We start from the raw sequence: 21,106 nt of genomic DNA on the forward strand, positions 1-21,106 counted from the left end.
GCTTTTTACCAGCCCAATCGGGGTGGGTATGTTAAGGGTTTGAAAAATGGACAAAAAACAGCCGCTTTTTATCACAGGAGCCGATAGCAACTTTATGTTGCCGCTCTTTTCTCTGCTGCACAGTTTTCGAACCCATGCTCCTCATAGTCAGCTCTATATCTGTGATTTTGGACTCTCCGCTCCATTAAAACGCTTTTTTGAAGCGCTAGGTGTGTTGTTACCTCTACCGGCCTCTATGGATCCGGCTTGTCACCATTTTGAGAAAAAAATACGTATTACAGAGTTTCTAGGGCAGCAACGTCCAGAGACGGTAATTTGGATTGATAGTGACTGCTGCCTGACGGGCCCATTAATGCAGCATGTTGAACAGATATGCCAACAGCAAACCGGACCCTTCTTAGCAGCTATTGCCGACCATAATGATACCGTGGGGAAGTTTGTTGATACGTTTGAAACAACCCAGCGCATTGCCCCCTTTAAAGCGTTATTAGAGCCCCATGGGGCATCGACTTACCGCCAGTGGACCTATTTTAATACCGGGTTTTATATTGCCCATAAGATGTGGGATTGGCTGGATCGTTTTAACCAGGAAGGGTGCCAGATCCAGAACCATTTTCTGTATGAACAGAATTTTTTTAATTATCATCTGCACACCGCCTGGAAAGGGAAGGTCATTGCTCTGGATGGTGATAGTTGGAATGTGCACGGGGGACGCCTGAAACAGGTTGTTGCCCAGCCCACGGAAGATGGGCGCTCCATAAAACAGCTACGGCTAAAGGACAAACCTGTTCATTTTGTACATACAACCTCACCGGACCCAGAGGTGGTGCAGGCCGGGAAAACACAGCTTATGCTCGGTGAGCAACGTCTTCCCCCCTCTGCAGTACGCCGGGTTCCCGCCAATCCGTTGGTTGATCAGTATATTCAAAAGCAGGCGATTTTATTGATCCAGAAAGAGCAGGCGTTGTTGCAGCAGTGTGGGTTGCTGACATCTGCTCAGGATACGGTTGTTCCCCTTCAGGATCGGTATGATTATCAGAGTCCCAATGGCGTGGGGTTGAATGTTTCAGCACTGTTTGATGTCATCAGCTCGTTAGATCCTACGCAGCAGACGCAGCCCCACCGGGCCGAAATTCCGCACACCCTTTATGGACCGCAATTTGGGCAGGATATCTGGCCGGGGTCGACATTGGATGAAGCCCAGGTTTTTTATAACAGTGCCTTACCATGGATGGGCAAACGTGCCTTGCTTATCGGGCAGCATGCTTTGTGGTACGCGGTGCATTTAGGCTTGGCTGGGGTTGAGGTCGATGTGGTTGATCCTGCTTTAGCCGACCGTTCGGTACAAAAAATATATCAGCAAATCTTGTCTCGAGCTCATTTAACACAACGCGTGTCACTGTATGCTCAACCGGCTGATCAGGTGTTGAAGTATGCGTCCAGTCAGAACTGGCAGCTCTTTTTTATCGCCGCATCGGAGGTTGGGGCATCGCTACAGGAGCGGCTGCAGCAGATTCATTTTGCAGCGGGGGACGAGGCTTGTATTGTTCTTTATGACCTAATGTCTGCACCAAAGCGAGAAGGGCTCTCTCTGCTGAAAGCTTTAGGCTGGCAGGTTATGGTGTATGAGACCATGCAGCAGATTGGTGTGGCTTGGCGTGGTTCGATCATGCCTTTCTGGCACGAACCGGATGCAGACATCTTTTGGCCACAAACCCATACATTGGCACATATCTCTTACTTTGGTTCGGCGGCCAGCAAAGGGGTGGTTAAACGTTTGACCGGTTTTTATCCCCTGTTACCACACCTAAAGGCACATACCTCACTCTCCCAGGCCCGTCTGTTTGAGCTGTACTTGCAAGCGACGATCTTACTCGAGCAGCAGCGAGAGGGGCCGATCATGATGGTTGCCAATGAACCGGCTCTGGCATGGATGATCCATCAAATATTCACCCAGCTTGGTGTACCCAAACGGGATGTCACCTTGGTGGTTGCAGAGGGGCCGCAAGAGGCAGAGGCTTTATCTCTGTTGCATCAGTGGGGTATCACACCTCAAGGGGATGCCTCTGTCCATGTCATGACCATGAATGTGCTCGAGCAGCAACAAACAGAGCTTGTTTCTCCCTTGGCCTTGCTGTTGGTTGACCTGTCTATCTGTTCAGATCCCATGGTTTGGCGGCTGTTCGCCCAGGTCGTGGTTGGGGGGGCGGTACAGCTTTATGGTGATCGTGTGGCGAACTTTATAGATGCAAAGCGGGTTAGTGAGACACTCGGCATGAGCATTCACACCCCTGTGACCTTTATTGATCATAACGCTTGGGGTCTGAGGTTAACAGGTCGGCTTTAGTGTGTGGTGTAGATCGGTATCCCAACCTGACGGCAGGTGCGTTTTAAGTATCTGTGAAGTCAGCCGATAACAGCATGGGTTTTTGTGCGGTTCTGGATAAGGGAAAAAGCTTGTTATCTGAACGCATGGCCAAAGCGTCTGTTTAACCGATTCTTTTTCTACGCTTTAAAGGCAGGCCAGAGCTCTGAGCTGAGCTCACTCTTCTTAGCGTCAAACTTATCCTTTAACCGAATCGTTCGAGCTGATGAAGGTATGGTAGGGTAGATTCCTTAACATATGAAAAACCAACAGGAAAGCAAAACCAAAGGTAAATGCTGTGGCTGCAAAATAGCCATAACCGTAGTAGGGGAAGCCATAGTTCAGTGAGATAATGCTGAAGCCACCATTGGTTAGCAGAAAAACACCACTAATCGCCAGTGCATGACGCCGGAAGTCAAAGTAGGATAGGGCGATGTTCAAGAACAGCAGCATGGCATGGTAAAAGGCCCCCAAGACCCCCAGTCTAAACATCCCCAACTGTAAAAAATTCACCCCAAATGCCTGGAAGATTGTAGGGGCCAAAACCAAGGCCGTTACGGAAATACCCCCCTGCAAAATAAAAAAGTTACGCCCGCTGGTATGGATGGAGCCAATGAGATCTTTTTGGTTGGCGATAATCTGTTCATACGTCACATGCTTTTGAATATCCCGATAATACTTTAAATAGCGTTCGTAAAAGCTGGTCTCCATACTCAGAACAAAAGAGGCCATTGAGGGGACGATGGTTAGATAGGCCAAGAACATGGCACTGTCATAGTTGGGGTAGGAGGGAAAACCACCTACCAACTGCTCGCTCTCTGGCGCAAACCACATAATCCACTTATCCATCCAAGCGGCCATATTGAAAAATAGGCCGATAAGGGCCAGATCCCAATATTTCTTAAAGTGGGGCATGAATAAAAAGAGCCCCCGCACTTTATAGGGGTACTCAGCAAACACCCGTGCGGTTAAGGCAAAAAAGATAATGGCCAGACCGGTGTTAAAACCAAACAGCATACCTGACACCCCAAACTCCATAGAGAGTATGGGGTTGGTTAAAGTGCCTAAGATCATTCCCATTAAGAAAATGCGGATAATAAATTTATAATCTTTCAAGGCCGTAATAAAGACCGTGACCAGCCAGATCCCGGTAATCAGAAAATAGTTGGTCAGTCCATGAATACGGTTACTGACTTCAAGGTCGGCAAAAAAGAAATAAAAGCCAATTGCCAGTGGTGCCTGAATGGTAAAGAGCAAAATAAGCCCACCCAAAAGCGTACCTGGCACATGCTGGACTTCGCGGGTAAAGATCAGGTCAGCTACATAGCGGGTAATGACCATGACGATGGGGCCAGAAAGGACCAAAGAGAAGGCAAAGTTATAAATAACAATAATACGAAAGGTCGATTGCTGCTCAAACGTGGTAAACAGAGATCCCAAGGCCATCGAGCCTGTGAGGGAGAGAATGGTAAACAGCCAAGGTCCCGTGGCCACCAAAGCGGAATAGCCAAAACCCGCCAACAACCCCATAAGGTTGTCTTTATAGGTTAGGTTACGTAAGACAAATCCAATACCAGCCATGGGTTACACCTTTACCGCCGGATTGGGAGAGGTCGCCGGATCGGCATGCTGTGTGTCAGCGTCCTCTCGCGTAGTCATGGCGCTTGTTCCATCCTTGGTCATTTGTGCCTTCGCCTGTTCTGAACCAGGATCTGCTGGGTCTGCTTCAGCGTGATCAGGGGAGGGGGTTGCCTCTGGGGAGGCAGAAGTTGAAGGGGCTGGCTTTTCTGTTGTAAGAGGCTCAGAAGTTTCGTTTTGATCTTCATCGTCAGGTGGCTCTGTTGAGGATGCCCCTTGGTTTTCTGACGTAACTATCTCTGAGAAATGATCGGCACCATGGCGCTGTACATTGTCCATGACAACCAGTTTGTCATAGATCTCAGCATAGGCTTTGGCCAAGTCCTCCTGCGCATAATAACGGATAACCCGCTCTTTAATGGCGGTGGCGCACTGTTCATACCAAGCCGAGTCGGTTAACAGGCGGGCCATGGCACGGGCGGTGGCTGCTGGGTTAGAGACTTCGGTCACCTCACCCCCAGGACCCAGTGGAGGCTCTTCATCGGCCATGCCTTCAATCATTTCCCGGCACCCCCCCACATCGGTGGTTACAGAGGGCACCCCAGCAGAACCCGCTTCTAAAATAACCAGGGGCTGCCCTTCACTGATCGAGGTAAGAACCAGAACATCAATTTTGCCCATCCACTCCTTGAGATTAACCCGGCCTGTAAAGGTGATCATATCCTCCAGACCCTGGTGGCTAATAATATCTTCGCACTCGTCAAAGTACTCTTGATCTTCTTCCGTTGGGCCCATGACGTAGGAGATGGCATGGGGCACGGTTTTCCGTAAAATGCCGCATGCACGGATGAAGCTTTTGACATCTTTAATGGGTACCACGCGACCAATGAGCGCCACAGTGGGGGGGCGTTCACCGCGATTGGTGGGGATGTCTGTAAAGGATTGCCAGTGAATACCGTTGGGGATAATGCGCATGCGCTCAGGATTGGCCCCATCGGCCAATTGGAATTTTTGGTTGCCACCGTAGAGGGTTAAAATCTCTTCACACGCCTCATAACAGGTAAGAGAGTAGGCTGCAAAGGCATCAATCCACAGGCTTTTGACATCCTTTTCCAATTTTTCAACCTGAAGGTCTGCCTTGGGCTGGTCATAAAGCCAGTCCGCCATGGTGATCTCAATACGGCGCTCATTGGTATAGATACCATGCTCCGTCACAATAACGGGTCGGTCATACTCCAGGTGGCAGCGGGCCAGTAATAGCCCAGCATAGCCTGTTGAAACCGCATGGTAGCTGCGGCACCGGGGTAGCTCACAAAGCAGCGCGGTAAAGAGGTTTCCCCCTAAAAAGCGCCATGTCCAAAAAAAGTCCAGAAAAGGGCCTTCACCCAGTAGATCTTTATAAAGACCAACGGTCATATCCCAGGCATGTTTATCATTGAGAAGATTGTTCCGGCAGAGTTTTTTCCGCAAAGGGTCAATGATTTGCAACAGGCGGCGCATGGACTCCAACCCGCCGACACTCTGAAAACGCGCCACCTCAGGCTGTAGAGCATCACAGATTTTTTTCCCCTTAAACCAGGGGAGGTTATGTTTACCATCCGGGGCCAGCCATACGTGGGAGATGCCCGTTACATTGGGGGGCATCTCATAGCGCATGGTTAGATCGGCCCCTTGGGGTAAAATAGCCAGAAGATGGAATGTATGGTTACTTTGGGTGGTGATCAGATCATGTGCCCAACCCGACACCCCTCCTGCGACATAGGGGTAGGTGCCTTCCACAATTAAGCAGATATCCGCCACATATCCATCTGCATCCGGTGGGGCGTTAACCAAGGCCGGCTTGTCACTCATGCGTGGCCCTCATCCATGGTCGTGGGCTTAGGCAAAAGGGGTTGGGGTTCTTCTGTTTGACCGGCCTGCCATAACAGCACGGTCTCCATGATGTGCGGTGGAAATGCGTTCTCAGAATATTTTCTAACCAGACTATCAGCAGCTTGGCCTAAAGCCGCAAAATCTTTAAGCTGGAACAGGCACTCCATATACCATAGATAGAGCGATTTCGCCGCTTCCCCTTCATTAAGCAGGCCTTCCAAGAAGTCTCTGGCCTCTTCAAACCGTTCATTCTTGAGCAGGTTGCGCCCTAAAGCATTTTGCACCCGAGCATTACTCCGGTCTGCGGATAGGTAAAGCTGATAGAGTTCAATAGCTTTGTCTCTGTTTTGCCGTTCCCGTTCAAGATCTAAAATACCTGTATAGGCATAGTCATCATAGTGACTGGCAAGGTCGAGCAAGATCTCTTGATCGTCTGGGTCATGGCTATGCAGCTCTTCGAGCTCCATACTGCGTTTGAGAAAGCCGTTTTCGACAAAGGTTGTGGCTGTAGCAGCCTGTACCCGTATGGAGTTGTCAGGATCATTCAACGCCTGTTGTAGGACGGGGGCGAATGCCGGTTTAAAATTACGGCTGATTAAGGCGATCATGCTCTGCTTTTGGCGTTGGGTACCATATTTTAGAATATCATTGAACGGGGTCATCATGCCTTCAGCACCACCGCCACTGGCTTCCAGTTTTTCCGAAAGCATACGGGCTTCACTCATCTCTTCTTCAGGGAACAGTGCCGCATACCATTCGTCAAAAGAGGTCGTATGGCGGGCATATTCCCAATAGAGGATCATGGTGACCGCTGTGCCTAAGGCCCCCACAAAGCCGAGCGTACCTGTGGTGGTAATCAATAGAACATATAAGCCTTTGCCGCACCCCCGTGTGATGGGTCTGTAGGCGATGATGCAAAGAACAGTCATCCAGGCTAGGTGTAGACCAACCACTTCTGTCCATGGCAGAGCCTCCAGGTTGGCCTCTGCCATGGCCATACGGTAAAAAAGCCACAGTTCGATCAAGCAGCTCAGTACAGCCAACGCCATGAGTATGGCGTTGTGTAGCGGAACCTTGGAGCCAACCCCTTCATCTTCACAATCATCGGTACGCTTTTTTTGGGGGGTAACCGACTCATCCAGCTCGAGCAATGACGCACTCACGATAGTGCCTTAGCGGTTACAGGCTGTGCCGACTCGCCCCCTTCGTTTTGAGCTGCTGGGGGTGGTGGGGTGCCGTCAAGCAACGATTCTGGCTTAGGAGGTGTCTCCTTAGGCTTCTCTTCATCCACCTGGTGCAGGATCTGGGTCTGGATGGAGAATTTAGCCCGAGGCGCCTCAGGCTTGATCATGGTCTCAATGGCTTCATCCAGTTTGGTTAAAACAAAGTGTAGATTTTTTACCGGGGTAGCAGGAAGCAAGAGGGCAAAATCATAACCTGGGCGTTCATAGTCAAACGCCATATCGGTGGTACGCATTACGGTACGCAAGGCTTCACTAAGTACAGGGGGGATTTTGCGGCGCTCTTCCAGGTTAAGGTTATCTGCATTTTCCAAACGGATGATGATCAGGCAAACTTCAAACTTTAGACGTTGTGCAAGGCTGGTAAAGAGCTGAACCTGTTTAGGAAAAAAGCCAAAAGAGAAAAGTTGGTGTTCATGGTTCAGCACGCTGTCAGATTTAGCATCCTGATAGCGATTGGCGTTATCCAGCGAGGTTCCAATCCACTCACACAGGGCCTTAAAGTTCTCTACCGTGCTCACATTAAGGTCCATGAAGCCCAGTTCTTCAAGCTTCATAAGTCCCGAGACGTTGCCGGTTTCCTTGGAGAGTAGGGGGCCAACCAGCATCCCTTCACCATCCAGGGCATCTCGCTCATCAGGTTTGACCACAGAGAGAAATTGATGTTGCCCAACCACGCGTTGGTAGATGGCACCGGACTCAGGTAATGAGGTTTTATAGGATTCATCACCATCCCAGCCACGGCTAATACGCATTTTTAGTGCGCCATCATCCAAGCCAAAAAGAGAGAACTTTTTAGGGTTAAGAACCTGCTGGATGATATCCGCTGCACCATTCATAACCAGTGCAGGCTCCTGTTGCTCCACCGCTTTGGCCGCCTGAATAGAGCCCACGACGGTACGCATTTGGCCCGCTGCACGGGTCTCTAGCATCTCTTTAGTGCGGTTTACCCGGTTATAGGCTTCGGTAATGCGCTCTTCCCGTTCGCGGGTTTCCATCAGCGCATCACGCATCTCTTGCTGAAACCGCTTCTGCCTAACCCGTAACTCGCCCATTAAAACCGCGGCCATGAGCCACATCATCGGTTGGCGCATTAGCAGGAGCACATAATCAAAGACCTCTTGATTAAAACTGGGCTCCGGGATGTTCCAGCTACGTAGGGCAATGGTGGCTGCCAAAGCTGCCAGCAACCCTTCAGTTGTACCATATTGGATACTGATAACGATGATGATGAACCAATATGGGTGGGGAGAGACATCGGCAAAACGCCCCCCCCCCATCAGGCCAAAATCTATGGCAAAGATAATGGCGAAGAAAATGGTAATTTCCAACAGCGCTGAGACCCGCACACCACCCATGGTGCGCCCCCCGCCAATGGCGGTCATTGCATCCGCACGATCCTGAACAGAGAGCGCTTCACTCTCCTTTTTTTTGTCTGGAGCCTCAGCCATTTTCTTTGCTCAATGCCTTACTTCTTAACTGCTTCGGGTTGTTTGTTCTTCTTTTTCAACGCATACCAGTGCTCTGGGTCGTACCAGCGATCCATACGCCCCACCAGATTATCGATGGCCCGTTGTGCGGTATAAATTAAACTCTCTCGACGAAGCCAGCCGCTTCCCATTAATGATTGGCTGCCGCGCCACAAAACTTTGCCATCTTCAACACGCAGTAACTGCACATTAAAACCAACCGCCGGTTCCTCACGTAAGCCATGTTGATACGACAGTTCAGAAACACTGCCCAAAATGATCGCATCCACACCCAGCATAAGGCCCACTTTACGGGCTAGGGAGACATCGGATAAGCGGTCTACATCCACTTTGTTTTGTGTTAATAGGCGGCGTAGCTCGGTCTCTTCCATCTGTTGAAACAGCTCACGGTGGTACAGCTCTGTGGCAAACAGTTGGGAGATAATCAAACCCCCATTGGGGTTGTTGCTCAGGTTCTCAAAGGGCAGAACGGCCACAACCATTTGGCGGTCCAGTTCCTGCTCTTTGACAAAAGAGCGGTCGGTTCCCATCCAACATCCATTTAACATCAGCATGCTTAGCAGCAGTACAAGTGCACCATGCCTTTTCATCATCCATCCCCTGGTTTTCATCTTCAGACTCTCCCCGCTTACGGGTTGTCGATGTGTTTATATTTAAAGGGCAACATTAAAAGCGGATGCGCAAAAACCAGTTAATGGTTTCTGTACGGCCAACTGTGCCCTGTGTACTACTCACCGCACCTTGGGCACGAATGCCGGTTTCAAGATCGGCGAGTGGTTCATAGGTTAACCCCAACTGCCAAGCAGGTCCTTTGGCTTTGGTTAGGCGGTCATAGGAGTATCCGACAGCGGCGTCATAGCGTAGATAGTCGGTAATCTGTTCAAACCAACCAAAATTAATGCTATGGGTCTCTCGATCTTCAAGAGGCAGTAAGAAATAGGGGGCGCCGCCTGCTGTGTAGCGCTCCGCGAGATTGTCCACCATCTCTTTTTCAACAGTATAAGAGACTTCTTGATTGGGGCGTTGCAACAGGTCATAGCGGAAAGAGGCGGATAAGGTGACGGATTCCGCCGCATTTTCATCTTCATTAATGCCGTAGTGGTTAACACCTGCGGTTAAAATAGAACGCCAGCTGTTGGGCCAAAAATCCAGACGGCTTAACTCCAGCTTACTGCGGTGTCCACCATCCGCCACGGCCACAGCCAGACCGGTATACATCTCCCGATAGGTGGCTTCTAAGGTGGTGCGGCTGCTAAAGGGGGTTGTCCAAATATGTTTGGCGGAGGCCCCCGTTACACCTTTATCGGTATGGTGTAGGCCGAGCTCAGCACGGTCACCATTATCATAGTCATAGCCTAAGGTTACCCCTTCGCTCCACCAGTCCTCTTCGGCGCGTGTGGTGGTTGAACCATCGCCTCGAACCAGGTTGCTAATGGCAATGGAGCCATGCTCCACCTTTAACGTTGCATCCCAATGGTGACGGAATGTGTGGTGATACCGGGCGGTACTGCTGACCTGACGCTCATTGTTGTTGGTGGAATTCTTAAAGGTTTGCCCCACATCTGCCCAGTTTGTATGGGTATAGATCTGGTTAGCTTTGGCGTAGACAATATTAAATTCACCTGGGGCTTGTTCTAGTCCACGATCATAGAGTGCAACCGCCCGCCGCCAACGACCAAGATCCTGTTCCAAGTTGCCTTGCTCGGCCAAAAATTCAATGTTCTGCATATCTTCGGAGAGCAGGCCTGTCATGCGTGCTTTGGCGGAATAGAGCGCCTTATCCTCGCGCATGGCTTTGGTTTGCAAATAGCGCAGACGTGATTCAGTCTGGGCACGTCGTTCATCCCGTTCAGGCTCTGGGGGTGGGCGGGTCATGGAAATAATGAGGCTGCGACCATCGGCCACAACATTAAACCCGGTTCCTGCCATGGTGGCGCGAACCAAAAGGGTGTCATAGCCATAACGGACATCGCTCAACCACCCTTTTAGGTCTGCAATGGACTTGTCTAGTTCTTTGGGATTGAAGTGGGTGTTAAACCGTAACAGCGTTTCGCGGCCCTTGATTTTTTTCTCAAAATTAATGGGTTCTGGCCAAACTAAGACCAGCTTAGCGCGATCCTCTGACTCAATATTACCTGAAGAGACCACCTGTCCTGTCGTTTGAGCTTCAGAGATCAGGGCGCCATAGGGGCCCGCCTGATCAGATGCTGGTACGGGCGGTGGTGGCATAGCCCCAATGGCATCATCCAACCAAGCATTGTTGCCACTTGTAGGTACGGATGTGGTTAGAGACTTAGCAGGTTGTAGTGACGCTGAGTTGCTCGCCAAAGAGCCATTCAGATCTTCCCGACGTCGTGGTGGCATGCCCATAGGGGCATCTTGCACGGTTGTGCTGGCTTGGCCGGGTAGCGGCTCATCGTGGCTCATCAGAGATATATTCTCCCGTGCCTGTGAGCGCTGTACATCAGAGGGGGGCTCTGTAGGGCTTGAGGTTTGTGGTGCCTCTGGTCGTGTAGGGACACTACGCTTAGTCGGCTCTACAGGTGGACCTCCCCGGCGGGCTGGCATCATGGGCTGTAGGGGAATGCCCAAACTCATCGGTGTGAGAGGGGGCTCCTCTTCCGGTAGCTTTATAGGAGGAAGGGGGCGTGTGTTTGCCGTTCTTGGGCTATTAAACAGAGGTGCTGGTTCAGGGCTGGGTAACGTGATGGAGGGGGTGTCTTGCACCTGGGCAAGCTGCACCATCTCCACAACTTGTATGCTCTGGGGTTCAGAGAACTTGGTTTGTTCTGAACGTTGCTGCCTGGGGTATAAGTAGGCTTCTGGACGGTTATCCGTGGCTTCTGCCATGGGGACCATCTCAATGATGGGCTCATCCATGGGAAGCATTTCAATAACAGGAATGTCTGCATTTAAAGGTTGAGGCGTGGGGCGCTGCATGCCCCGTGGCGGAGGAGTAAACCGACTCATCGTGCGTGATGAGGTGGCACTTCTGGTGGATAAACTGGCCACCAGTTGGCCACCAACGGGACGTTCATCTGCCAGGCTATCTGGTTGTGCTTGGGGCAGGCTGAGGTGCCCGGCCTCGTCCACGGTATACATCTCCACAGTTTGTACCGGTTGTTGGAGCATCTCCTGAATCCAGGAGTAGTAGGAGGGGATAGCCGTGGGAAAATCGGTACGTAAGCCTGGACGTTCATCGACCAGTGCAATGATTTGAAGCCCACCTTCAGGAATATTGAACGTAGGCTTGCTCAGTACGTGGTCCAGTGAATCATCAGGCAGCTGGATAATATCTGAGCGGCGTTCATCGACAAAAAGTGGGCTGTTGTGTTGTTTGATCGGGCTGTTCCAGCTTAGCTGCTTGGGGCCGTTGGGGCGTTTATGGGGGATCACTTCACTCAAGGCATGGGGGGCTGATTGCGAGACCAGGGGTAAACCGGTCATGCAGATCCCGACAAATAGTCCAGCCATGCGATTAAGCAGGCCAAACCCACGCTTGTGTGCAGGCGACTTCATCGTACGCCCATCTCCCTCATAATATTACGTGCTTCCCGAACATGTCCGGTGCCTAATAGTAACTCCACATAATCTGCTCTTAAGAACTGGTTATCAGGCTGCTCTTTAATCAGCCCTTCATACTCCCGTAGTGCCCGTTCATTTTCACCCATCCGCTGATGAATACGGGTTTGTGTCATGCGAATGGAAAAAGGTTTTTCCTTCATGTCTGCAATCTTATCCAAAGACCGCATGTAAAAAGGCTTAGCCTGTTCCCGGCGGTTCATGGAGTAGTAGACTTCAGCAAGATAGAAGCTGGTCTCAAAATCACCATCATAGTGGGCAAGAAAGCGGCCTAGGTGTTTTTCGACCACTTCCCATTTACCATCAAAAAAGGCCATGTAACCCAATCGTTTCAGAGCCTTTTTGTCCAGTGGATCAATATCCAGAACAAGGCGGAAACAGTAGGCTGCATCACCAGGTAGATTTTCCAGCTCTGCCCGGCGTGCCAATTGGTGTAATCGTTTCATGGTTTGGGCCACATCCGCTTCCCGGCGGATCACCTCACCCATACGTTGAGTTTTATTCAACGTTGCCAGGGCTAGGAGATAGGCATCGGTAAAGGCGGGGTCCGTTCCCGCCGCCGGGGTCCGTGGTGCTGCAATGCGTAGCGCAATATCAGCAGCTCCTGATTCTACCAGATGACGAACCCACCCAGGTAATGCTTTTTCGTCCCCTTTATTGGCCTGTTCGGCCATCCATTCAATATCTTCCCGCTTGGGTCTTGGACCCCAAACATAGCGGAGTGAGGCCATGGTAGGGCTGTCTGGTCCCTCTTGGGCACTGAATGTCATGAATGTGCGAATGGCATCATTGCGGTTGCCCACTTCTAATGCCATAAAAGCTAATGCTTTACGGTCCTCTGTGCTCAGGCTTGTATCCGCCATGCGCCGTGTTAAGTAGGCTGACAGTGGTTTTTGTACACTCTTATCGCCAGCGGCCCAAGCGGCCATGAGGATCTGACCATGTAACCCTTCTTCAGCCTCATTCTGAGCCGGTAGTAGGGGTTGCATCTTTTTTAGAGCTCTGCTGATCTCTTTGTTGGCCAGCCTTGCCCTGACCACGGTCAGGTGGTTTTCACGAATGGGGTCTAGCGCATACAGTTGCTCGGCACCGATCACGCCGAGTTCACCTTTTTGACGGTCAATGGCCAAAAAAGTAAGATCTGCAACCAAGTTGCTGGCTAAACTTTTAACATGGGCTTTAAACCACTGGCTGACCTCAGGCAGATACTTATCTTGACTGATGGCCATTAATGCCCACGCGGCTTGGACCTCAGGCTCCTTGCGTTTAACCCTGAGGAGCTCAAACATCTCCAGCCCTTGTTTATCCCCTTTTGTTCTGAGTATAAAACCCGCTAAATCATAGAGTAACCATGGCGGTGTGCGTGGATCTGGTGCCAGAATTCGGATCCGCTGCAAGGCTTCAGCATGTTGCCCTACACGCATCATCAATGCCGCTAAGCGAAGTTTACGATCAACCTTTAAAGTGGTGCTCTTCTTCGCCAGGATGACCCATCTTTCAGCTTCGTCTGGACGGTCCAGAGCCATAGCAAACTCACCGGCCAGCACAGGGTGTCTCTGCAAAAAGGCTTCACTCAGATGATTATGCAACCGAGTGGCCAAATCCTGCCGTTTCAGATCCATCGCTGAGGTCATTAAATTGACGGCAAGCCACTCAGGAAGGGCATTTTCTGGAAGAGAGAGTGCCACATCAAAGGCGTAGGGAATCTCTTTTTGTAAAAGTGCCAGCTCAGAAAGTTGGGGGATCAGTTTTTGATCCAGACTTTTATTCTGATAAAGGGCTTTTAAAATGGGGTAGGCCTGCTGGCTGGCCCCCATAGCGGTGGCCAGTTCAGTCCACTTAGCCAGTAGGTTGGCATCCAACGACACCTGTTTGGTGTAGGGGCCAATAAAAGCCCAGGCTGTGCGAAAACCGACGCCGTAATGAAATTGATCGGTAAATCGCAATGCACGGACGGGATCAAAGCTTTTTTTAAGCCAGCCCCTGGCAAGCTTAATAGCCTGTTGCGGACGGTCTGAGAGCATCATTAAATCCAGCAGTAGCTCTTTTTCACTCTCTTTTAAAAAATTATTCTTCTCTTTGCGTAACCGCAGCATGACCTCAACCGCTTCATCATAGCGTTTTTTGGAGGCTAACATACGGGTTAGGTCATCATAGTTTCTGGTGTCTTCCGGAAAAAATTTGATGAGCTGGTAGAGTACTTCTATTTGGCTATCATGCATGCCACGTTGGTTGTAGAGGCGTGATAGACGTCCCAGTGCATCTTTATCCGGTGTCTTTTTGACAATATCTTCCAAGTTACGCAGATATTCCGTGGGACGTTGTGCATATTGATAGTAGGTATTGAGCAGCTTTTGAGCCTCTAAACTATCCGGGCGACGGATCAGGAACTTCTCAAGCAGTTTTACAGCTTTATCAACCTTGCCGTTTTGTAAGTGCAGCTTGGCCAGGGGCAGAACCGCGCTGTCAGGCATCTCTTTGCTAGAATCCATAAAGGATTCAAAATAGCCCTGTGCGGTATCAAACTCCTTGTCTTTTAAGTACATAAGAGCAAGTACTTCATCGTTTGGCAGCATTAATACGGCCAAAGAAGCACCCATAGATACCAAAAGCAGCATGGTCATGAGGTAGCGGATCATGGGGCCTCCCGCCTACGCGGAGGACGTTGAGCAGGATGTCGTTGCTCTGCTTTTTCAATGGAGATCTCAACCCCATGAATGGCCATGGCCGGTAAGGTGAAGTTTAAAACACCCTCGCTATCGGTCTTGATTTGGAGCTGATCATTCCAGCTTTGTTCAGGTGTCGTCATGGTGATGTCGTACTGGCCAGGGGTGGCCATTTTCCATTGCATTTCGCCATCACCAAAACCCTGAGCTTTAAAACCCAATTGGTTAGGGCCTTTACGCTTTAGGTGTGAGACCCACCAACGGGCTTCAATTAAATAGGGCTTTGTGGAATCCCCTAATTTATGGGGGGTCAGGTTATCCCCGATGGAAATAACAGGTTTAGCAACCGCTCGGTCTAAAGAGACGTAGAGGCTGCCCTGGTGATGACGGTAGCCTAAAACACCCGTTGAGTTGGCCAGGTCAACACGTTTTAAGCTGGCATCATCAAAGCGTATGGAACCCAAATCACCATGGTTTTCTATGCGCCAAACATCAGGGTGCTTGCGGTACAGCTTGGCGACCATGGCACCATCAGTTATGGCGGCAAATTGGCTGGTGGTCACTGGGGCTAAGGGGCGACTGCGGGCATAGTTTAGGTTGTGCAACAGTGCATTAACACTGGCAACGCGTTCCCCGCTGTACATGTGGTAATAAATATTCATAGGTTGGAGACGCTTTGGCGTCTCAGTATTCTTCATCGTTTCCACCAGATGCATAAAACCAAAAAAACGGTCGGTCCATAGATCGGTGTAGGTATTCTCATTACTAGATGAGGCGTAAACTTGGGTCTCTTTGCCGACATAGCGCCCAAAAGGGCTTACCCAGGCGACAGAGGGAAACTCCGGATCAAACCGGGTATCTCCACCGTTTAGGTTACGCACTCCTGCTTCACGGGTTGCCCGTACAGCGGCTTCAAAGGGCACGCAATTCCCTGACCATTGCAGAACTTCAGTTCGTTTTTTTCCGGGTAAGAGAGTGTTAATAAAATCAAAACTACCCTGCATTTCTAACTGCAAGTCAAAGGGTTTAACCGCAAAGGCTCTAGGACGGCTATAGTGTGAAAAAAGCTTGGTAACTTTGCGTTTTTCATCGGCCTTTTTTTTCTTTAACGCTTTTTCAGCCACCTGCTTCCACCCTTGTGAGTCAGGTGTTGCAATGGCCGCATTTTTACGTAACCCCACAGAACGTAGAAGATAGTCCATCATATCTGTCTGCTCTTTTTTAGGATAAAGATGCAGGTAGGGTAGTTCTGCTTCGGGGTCTGGTTTTTCGAAAAAACTCCACTGCAGAGGGTGGCTATAAGTGTGGCTTCCAGCCTCAATATGATCGTAGGAGAAGATTTCTCGGGCGTTTTTGATGAATTTAGGGCGTCCAAACCAGGATGGATCCAGATCTGCAACCACCGGGGCGATGGTGAGTGGAAGGTCTGGATATCCTTTAACCACCTCTTCCAAAATGACATCACTCACATAGCGTAACCCTTTTTTTTGATACTTTTTAACGCGGGTTTCACTACGCCAGGCATCGCCATCGATATGGCTATAGTAGATGCGACGGCCCGAAAGGGTCGTGTTGTCTGGCTTGGGGATGTCGTGGGTGGCAAAAGCATCACGGAAAAAACGGAAGGGGTTGATATGCCACTGGCGGAAAATTTCTTCTTCATGGCTGTGGAAAAAGGCATATTTTTCGGCCACAAAGCCACCATTTTTACTCACAGCAGCCAAAATGTGGGGGCGCTGCTCCCCAAACTTTGGTTGGGCGGTCAGGATCGGGCGTACATCTTTACGTACTTTATAAACAGGCTGATATTCAGCTAACCCACCTTGGTAGTCTCTTTCGTAAGGGACGATGGTTCGATCATGGTAGGTTAGCTCCAGGTTGTGGGTGTTGCTTAGCCAGTCTTGATCTGTATCTAACCCCAATAGGTTCCAGAAGGTTTTCAGTAAGCGTACTGGAACTAGTTTTTCTTTTTTATCCACATTTAAAACAATGGGCCCCATATGTACCAACCGTTTACCGGCCCGCATGGCACGGATACACCACTGGATAAAAGGAACAGGATCATCCAGTTGTAAATAGTCAAACCAGATCAGGATGCCTCGAACATTGCCCATCTCACTTAAAGCGGGAAGTTTACCTTGTGCCGGTAGATGGCGAATGGTTAATCCTAAATTATTGAGAGGCATCTCGGCATTCTGATGTACAGGGGCTAGCGTATATCCCTCTTCATTTTCCCCATTGTAGAAGGCCAGAATAATACGGTTCTCTGGTTCAAAGGTCGCCGCGGATAGTGCTGCTGGCACTGCCCAGCTTAAAAGAGAGAGAAGCAAAATCAGGCGATAAAGGATCATGGCTGTGGCACCAATTGATCCAGCAGATGTGTGGCAATATAAGGGGTAAAGCCATTTTTTTTCTGCTCTTTCGCTATGCTGGCCAGACCTGCTTTATCTTTGGGGTCCCAGTAATCCAGCGTAAAAACCTGTAAATGGGGTGCGCCCTTTTTGGCCTTTTTTAAGATATTTACCTGGGCGTTATAGATGGTATTGGGTACATGTACGTAGCGCTTATCTTGAAAATCAAACTTAGTATAGACCGCCTCTCCCAACACCATATCAATGGTTGACTGTATTTTGGGTAAGATGGCATAGCCACGATTGACCATAATAAGCATATCGGGATAGTGCAGACGAATGGCATGGATTAAGTTAATGGCTGCTTGAGCCATGCCTTTAAACTGTTTAGGGTTTTGCTGTTCCAGGTAAGGCGGGTTGTCTAGCGTGTCAATAAAAATGCCTTGGAACCCTTGTTGAAGAATGTCTGGAATTAAGGTTTCCAGAACCCGTTTGGTCCAAAGAGGACTTCGAACATCAACAAAGTAGCTGCCTTTCCAGTAGGCATTCTCCTGTAGGAGAATATCTTCTTCCTTGACCTTCGCAAAATAGTCTCGGTGTTGACCCACTTCGCCTAAACTTAAATAACCTAATAATGTTTTGTCTTGCTCTAAAAGGGGGGGGATGGGGGGATGAAAGGTGCTATCTAAAACCACTAACTCATAATCATTAAAATCTTGGGTAGATGCTTTGTTCGCATAATAGACCGCCCAGCTGTCAATACGGTACTGTAAGCCGGAGGCATAGGAAGGGAGTGGGGAGAGGTATAACAGCCAGCTAAAGACAAAGAGTGGTATCCATTTGAACATGCCCGTGTCGAACCGTGCCATCGAGTACACAGCATTTTTTTGTACTCTTTTTGTCGGATCTATGGTGAAAAAAAGGGGCACGGTAGCAATCCATCTCTTTGGTGCTTATGCACATGACATGCTGGGTATCACTTTATGTGACCCCGGCGATCTTTTAAGCTGGTCTGATTTTTGGGTTAACTTCTAACTATACAATAACTTATTGTCTGGTATCTTCCTCTTTTTCCCTCTGTTTTTCTGGTTGCCCTCTCTTGGGCTTGGTTTTGACGATACCCGCCAAAAATGTTGATGCTCATGACAGTTCATAAACAACTCGAGTGTCAAATGGAAGAAAAACATTCATTTTGACCTAAAATATTGATATTTTGAGGAAATATAACGAAAAATCACAAGAAAATGTGGGTAGATCTTGGTGCTATGTTGCCAGGTATATTTAAGGAAGCGTACCGGACTTTCGGGGCGAGTTTTATTTTAAGTGCTGTGTTAATAAATGGATAGTTTTGTTTTGCTGCAAAAGGGTCTCGGTGTGGTTTGTTGATCATTAATCGGCAGAAAATTCTATGGTGACAGAGCCCATCGAGAACATCCCCTATTTGGGGATTAAATCGGTATCCTTTTTCTACAATATGTTTGATGATGTCATAATGAGCAAGTTTCGCTCTGTTTTATGAACAGAGCGGGGGGAGGTTTCTCTTATCCTTTCTCAAAGCCTCTTTTAACGGCTTTAAGATACGCTGTGACAAGCTGACAACTCGGACTGACAAAATTGTGGGTAGTGGTCGTATGCAAACGGAAAACAAAATAGAGCAGGATTCCCAACAGATCCAAAACCCTACTTCCAAACTGTTCTTTGGGTGGAAGTTGACACCCCCGTTTACCTTAAAGCGTATTGTTCATCATCATTACTTAACATCAGCCTTGGTGCCTATTTTGGCCATTGATCTGGTGCTGTTGCTCTTATACTTCGGTATTACCAGTTATCTCTCTCAGCATAATGGTGAGGCGCTTAGGCAGACAGCTTTAACCAATATGCATGGCTTTATCCAACGTGAAGCGCAAAATCTGAATCAGCGCTTGGCTGAGATCAGCCGGACAGCGCTGTTATTACAGGATCAGCATAGTCGTTTTTTTCAAATGGCCCCTTGGCAGGGGCTCGCCTTGCCTTATGGAGAGCCTGAGTTTGCGACCCATACCAACGGTGCTTACCATAAACGTAAGGATAATGGGGGTAGCAGCCTCTACTACTCCAGTGGTGAGGTGATGGATGCCCAGCAAAAAGCCAAAGCCCGTGCATCCGAATGGTTAGACCCTATGTTGAAAAAGGTCGTGAATACACACCCTTTGGTGGCACAAGCCTATCTCAATACCCACGATAATATGAACCGTCTCTACCCCTTTATGGTAGATGCCCCTGGGCAATATGGCGCATCACTGGATATGGAAGTGTACAACTTCTACTATCTGGCCGATCCCAAACATAATCCTCAGCGCAAACCTGTCTGGACCAATACCTATTTAGATCCTGCTGGACAGGGGTGGATGGTCTCCTGTGTTGTGCCCATTTATAATGGAGACTTAATGGAAGGGGTCACGGGGCTGGATGTGACCATTCGTAATTTTGTGGATCATGTGCTCTCATTAAAACTGCCCTGGTCGGGCAGTGCATTCTTGCTGGATGAACGCGGTACCATTTTGGCAATGCCCCCGCGTATTGAGGAGATTCTTGGGCTTAAAGAGCTCAAAGAACACGTCTATAAAGAGACGGTGGAACGTACAGTACTGCGCCCTGAAGCCTATAATATTCTTAAACACCCTGACCCTTATGTGCAGGAGCAGTTTCATAAACTGTTAGGGGGGGAGGCCGAGCAGGGGGTGCTGGCAACCAAAGGTAGTCGTTTTCTGCTGGCTCACCAAAAGGTCCCTGAAACCGGCTGGAAGTTGGTGACGTTGGTGGATGAATCGGTCCTGCTTAGTGCCCAACATCGGTTGGATGCCCTTGCCCAACGTATTGGCTTGCTGGCGGGGGTGGGGGTGGTTCTTTTTTATGTTCTATTTTTCCTCTACTTAAGCCGGAAATCCCTAAAACTATCTGGCATTATTACCCAACCTTTGCAGCAGTTGGCCAATCAAGCACGTAATTTTGGCCGTCGGTTGGGGGGGGCGCCTCTGAGTCGTGTTGGGGTGGTTGAGGTGGATAGTTTAACTGATACCTTCAATACCATGACCCGTGAGCTGGAGCACCGAACCGAAAAGTTGATTGAGATGCAGATAGAGTCTCAATTACATGCGGAAAAAGCCAAGCTGTATGCTCGGCAGGTCTGTACGGATGCGCTGACCGGGCTTTATACCGCGAGTGAAATGGTTTCCCTCGCCGGGCGGGAGATGGCACGTAGTCGGCGCTACCATCAACCCTTGAGTCTGCTTTTGGTGCATCTTTCAGATCCATCCCAAGCTAGCGGGCAAGAGAGCCCACATTCGTTAGAAGCACGGGTTAAAGGGTTGGCCAATCTCTTATCTGAACTGCTACGAGAAGTGGATATGATTGGGCGCTGGCAAGAAGATCAGTTTTTAATCCTCTCCCCAGCAACAGAGCTTAAAGAAATGGCTCTGCTGGCAGAGCGGTTGGAGCTGGAACTGGGAAATCGCATTCTTGATGGTGTGGGCCACATTAAACTGGCCATGAGTGTTGTGCAGCTACAGGATGAGGTCGAGGCCCCTTCACTGATACAAACGGCCCAAAAAGTTTTAGACCATGTTATTGAGAGTGAGGGGCGTGGCGTACTGGTTGTTACCCCTCAGGGGCGGCAGTGGCTTACAGAGTATCTTCAGGCTTCTGCGCGTAGATGATGGTACGCTGTATAAGGCATGGTTTGACTGGTTGGTAGGAGATGGCCATAAGCCCAGAGGCTGAAGTAACCGTTGTCCACATCCGTTAAGAATAGTCCACAAGTTTAGTGGCTTAGTTGATGGTGTGGCACACTCTTTTTTTAGTAAAGGGTCTGTTTAAATGTCTTTTATGACCTTTCAAGAATGTTTGATCCTATTGCCAAGATCTCACAAATTGTTACTGTGATTCCATAACAGGAAAAAAACGGTTAACCTGCAAAAGTTAC

The 21,106-nt window shown here is 49.4% G+C and carries 11 protein-coding genes; 2 read left to right on the forward strand and 9 right to left on the reverse strand.

Going from position 1 to position 21,106, the window contains the following annotated elements:
• Positions 1-46 precede the first annotated feature (46 nt).
• Positions 47-2,347: a hypothetical protein gene (locus tag V5T57_RS11575; RefSeq protein ID WP_332891377.1), complete on the forward strand. Its 2,301-nt coding sequence runs from the start codon at positions 47-49 to the stop codon at positions 2,345-2,347.
• A gap of 216 nt (positions 2,348-2,563) precedes the next feature.
• Here the strand turns inward: V5T57_RS11575 and pelG are convergent, their stop codons facing one another.
• From pelG to V5T57_RS11620, 9 genes are all read right to left on the reverse strand, one after another.
• A complete protein-coding gene (gene pelG, locus V5T57_RS11580) occupies positions 2,564-3,946 on the reverse strand; it encodes an exopolysaccharide Pel transporter PelG (protein ID WP_332891378.1) in 1,383 nt (460 codons plus the stop codon).
• Positions 3,947-3,949: 3 nt separating this feature from the next.
• On the reverse strand, positions 3,950-5,794 hold the full coding sequence (gene pelF, locus V5T57_RS11585) for a GT4 family glycosyltransferase PelF (protein ID WP_332891379.1): 1,845 nt from the start codon (positions 5,792-5,794) through the stop codon (positions 3,950-3,952).
• The gene (locus V5T57_RS11590; RefSeq protein WP_332891380.1) at positions 5,791-6,978 is read right to left on the reverse strand and encodes a tetratricopeptide repeat protein; all 1,188 of its coding nucleotides are present in this window, start codon (positions 6,976-6,978) and stop codon (positions 5,791-5,793) included. The genes pelF and V5T57_RS11590 overlap by 4 nt, the downstream gene beginning before the upstream one ends.
• Positions 6,975-8,507: a GAF domain-containing protein gene (locus V5T57_RS11595; RefSeq protein WP_332891381.1), complete on the reverse strand. Its 1,533-nt coding sequence runs from the start codon at positions 8,505-8,507 to the stop codon at positions 6,975-6,977. The genes V5T57_RS11590 and V5T57_RS11595 overlap by 4 nt, the downstream gene beginning before the upstream one ends.
• Positions 8,508-8,524: 17 nt before the next feature.
• Positions 8,525-9,076, reverse strand: coding sequence for a CsgG/HfaB family protein (locus tag V5T57_RS11600; RefSeq protein ID WP_332891382.1), 552 nt, complete (start codon positions 9,074-9,076; stop codon positions 8,525-8,527).
• Between the two features lie 136 nt (positions 9,077-9,212).
• Positions 9,213-12,065, reverse strand: a complete 2,853-nt coding sequence (locus V5T57_RS11605; RefSeq protein ID WP_332891383.1) for a tetratricopeptide repeat protein — start codon at positions 12,063-12,065, stop codon at positions 9,213-9,215.
• Positions 12,062-14,767, reverse strand: coding sequence for a tetratricopeptide repeat protein (locus tag V5T57_RS11610; protein ID WP_332891384.1), 2,706 nt, complete (start codon positions 14,765-14,767; stop codon positions 12,062-12,064). Before V5T57_RS11610 ends, V5T57_RS11605 begins: the two co-directional genes overlap by 4 nt.
• The gene (locus V5T57_RS11615) at positions 14,764-17,145 is read right to left on the reverse strand and encodes a polysaccharide deacetylase family protein (RefSeq protein ID WP_332891385.1); all 2,382 of its coding nucleotides are present in this window, start codon (positions 17,143-17,145) and stop codon (positions 14,764-14,766) included. Before V5T57_RS11615 ends, V5T57_RS11610 begins: the two co-directional genes overlap by 4 nt.
• Complete coding sequence (locus V5T57_RS11620; RefSeq protein WP_332891386.1) at positions 17,142-18,014, reverse strand: glycoside hydrolase family 191 protein; 873 nt, start codon at positions 18,012-18,014, stop codon at positions 17,142-17,144. The genes V5T57_RS11615 and V5T57_RS11620 overlap by 4 nt, the downstream gene beginning before the upstream one ends.
• Before the next feature lie 762 nt (positions 18,015-18,776).
• Between V5T57_RS11620 and V5T57_RS11625 the strand changes: the two genes are divergently transcribed.
• Positions 18,777-20,840, forward strand: a complete 2,064-nt coding sequence (locus tag V5T57_RS11625; protein WP_332891387.1) for a sensor domain-containing diguanylate cyclase — start codon at positions 18,777-18,779, stop codon at positions 20,838-20,840.
• Positions 20,841-21,106: the final 266 nt, after the last annotated feature.

This window comes from Magnetococcus sp. PR-3, from assembly GCF_036689865.1.
Taxonomy (GTDB): Bacteria; Pseudomonadota; Magnetococcia; order Magnetococcales; family Magnetococcaceae; genus Magnetococcus.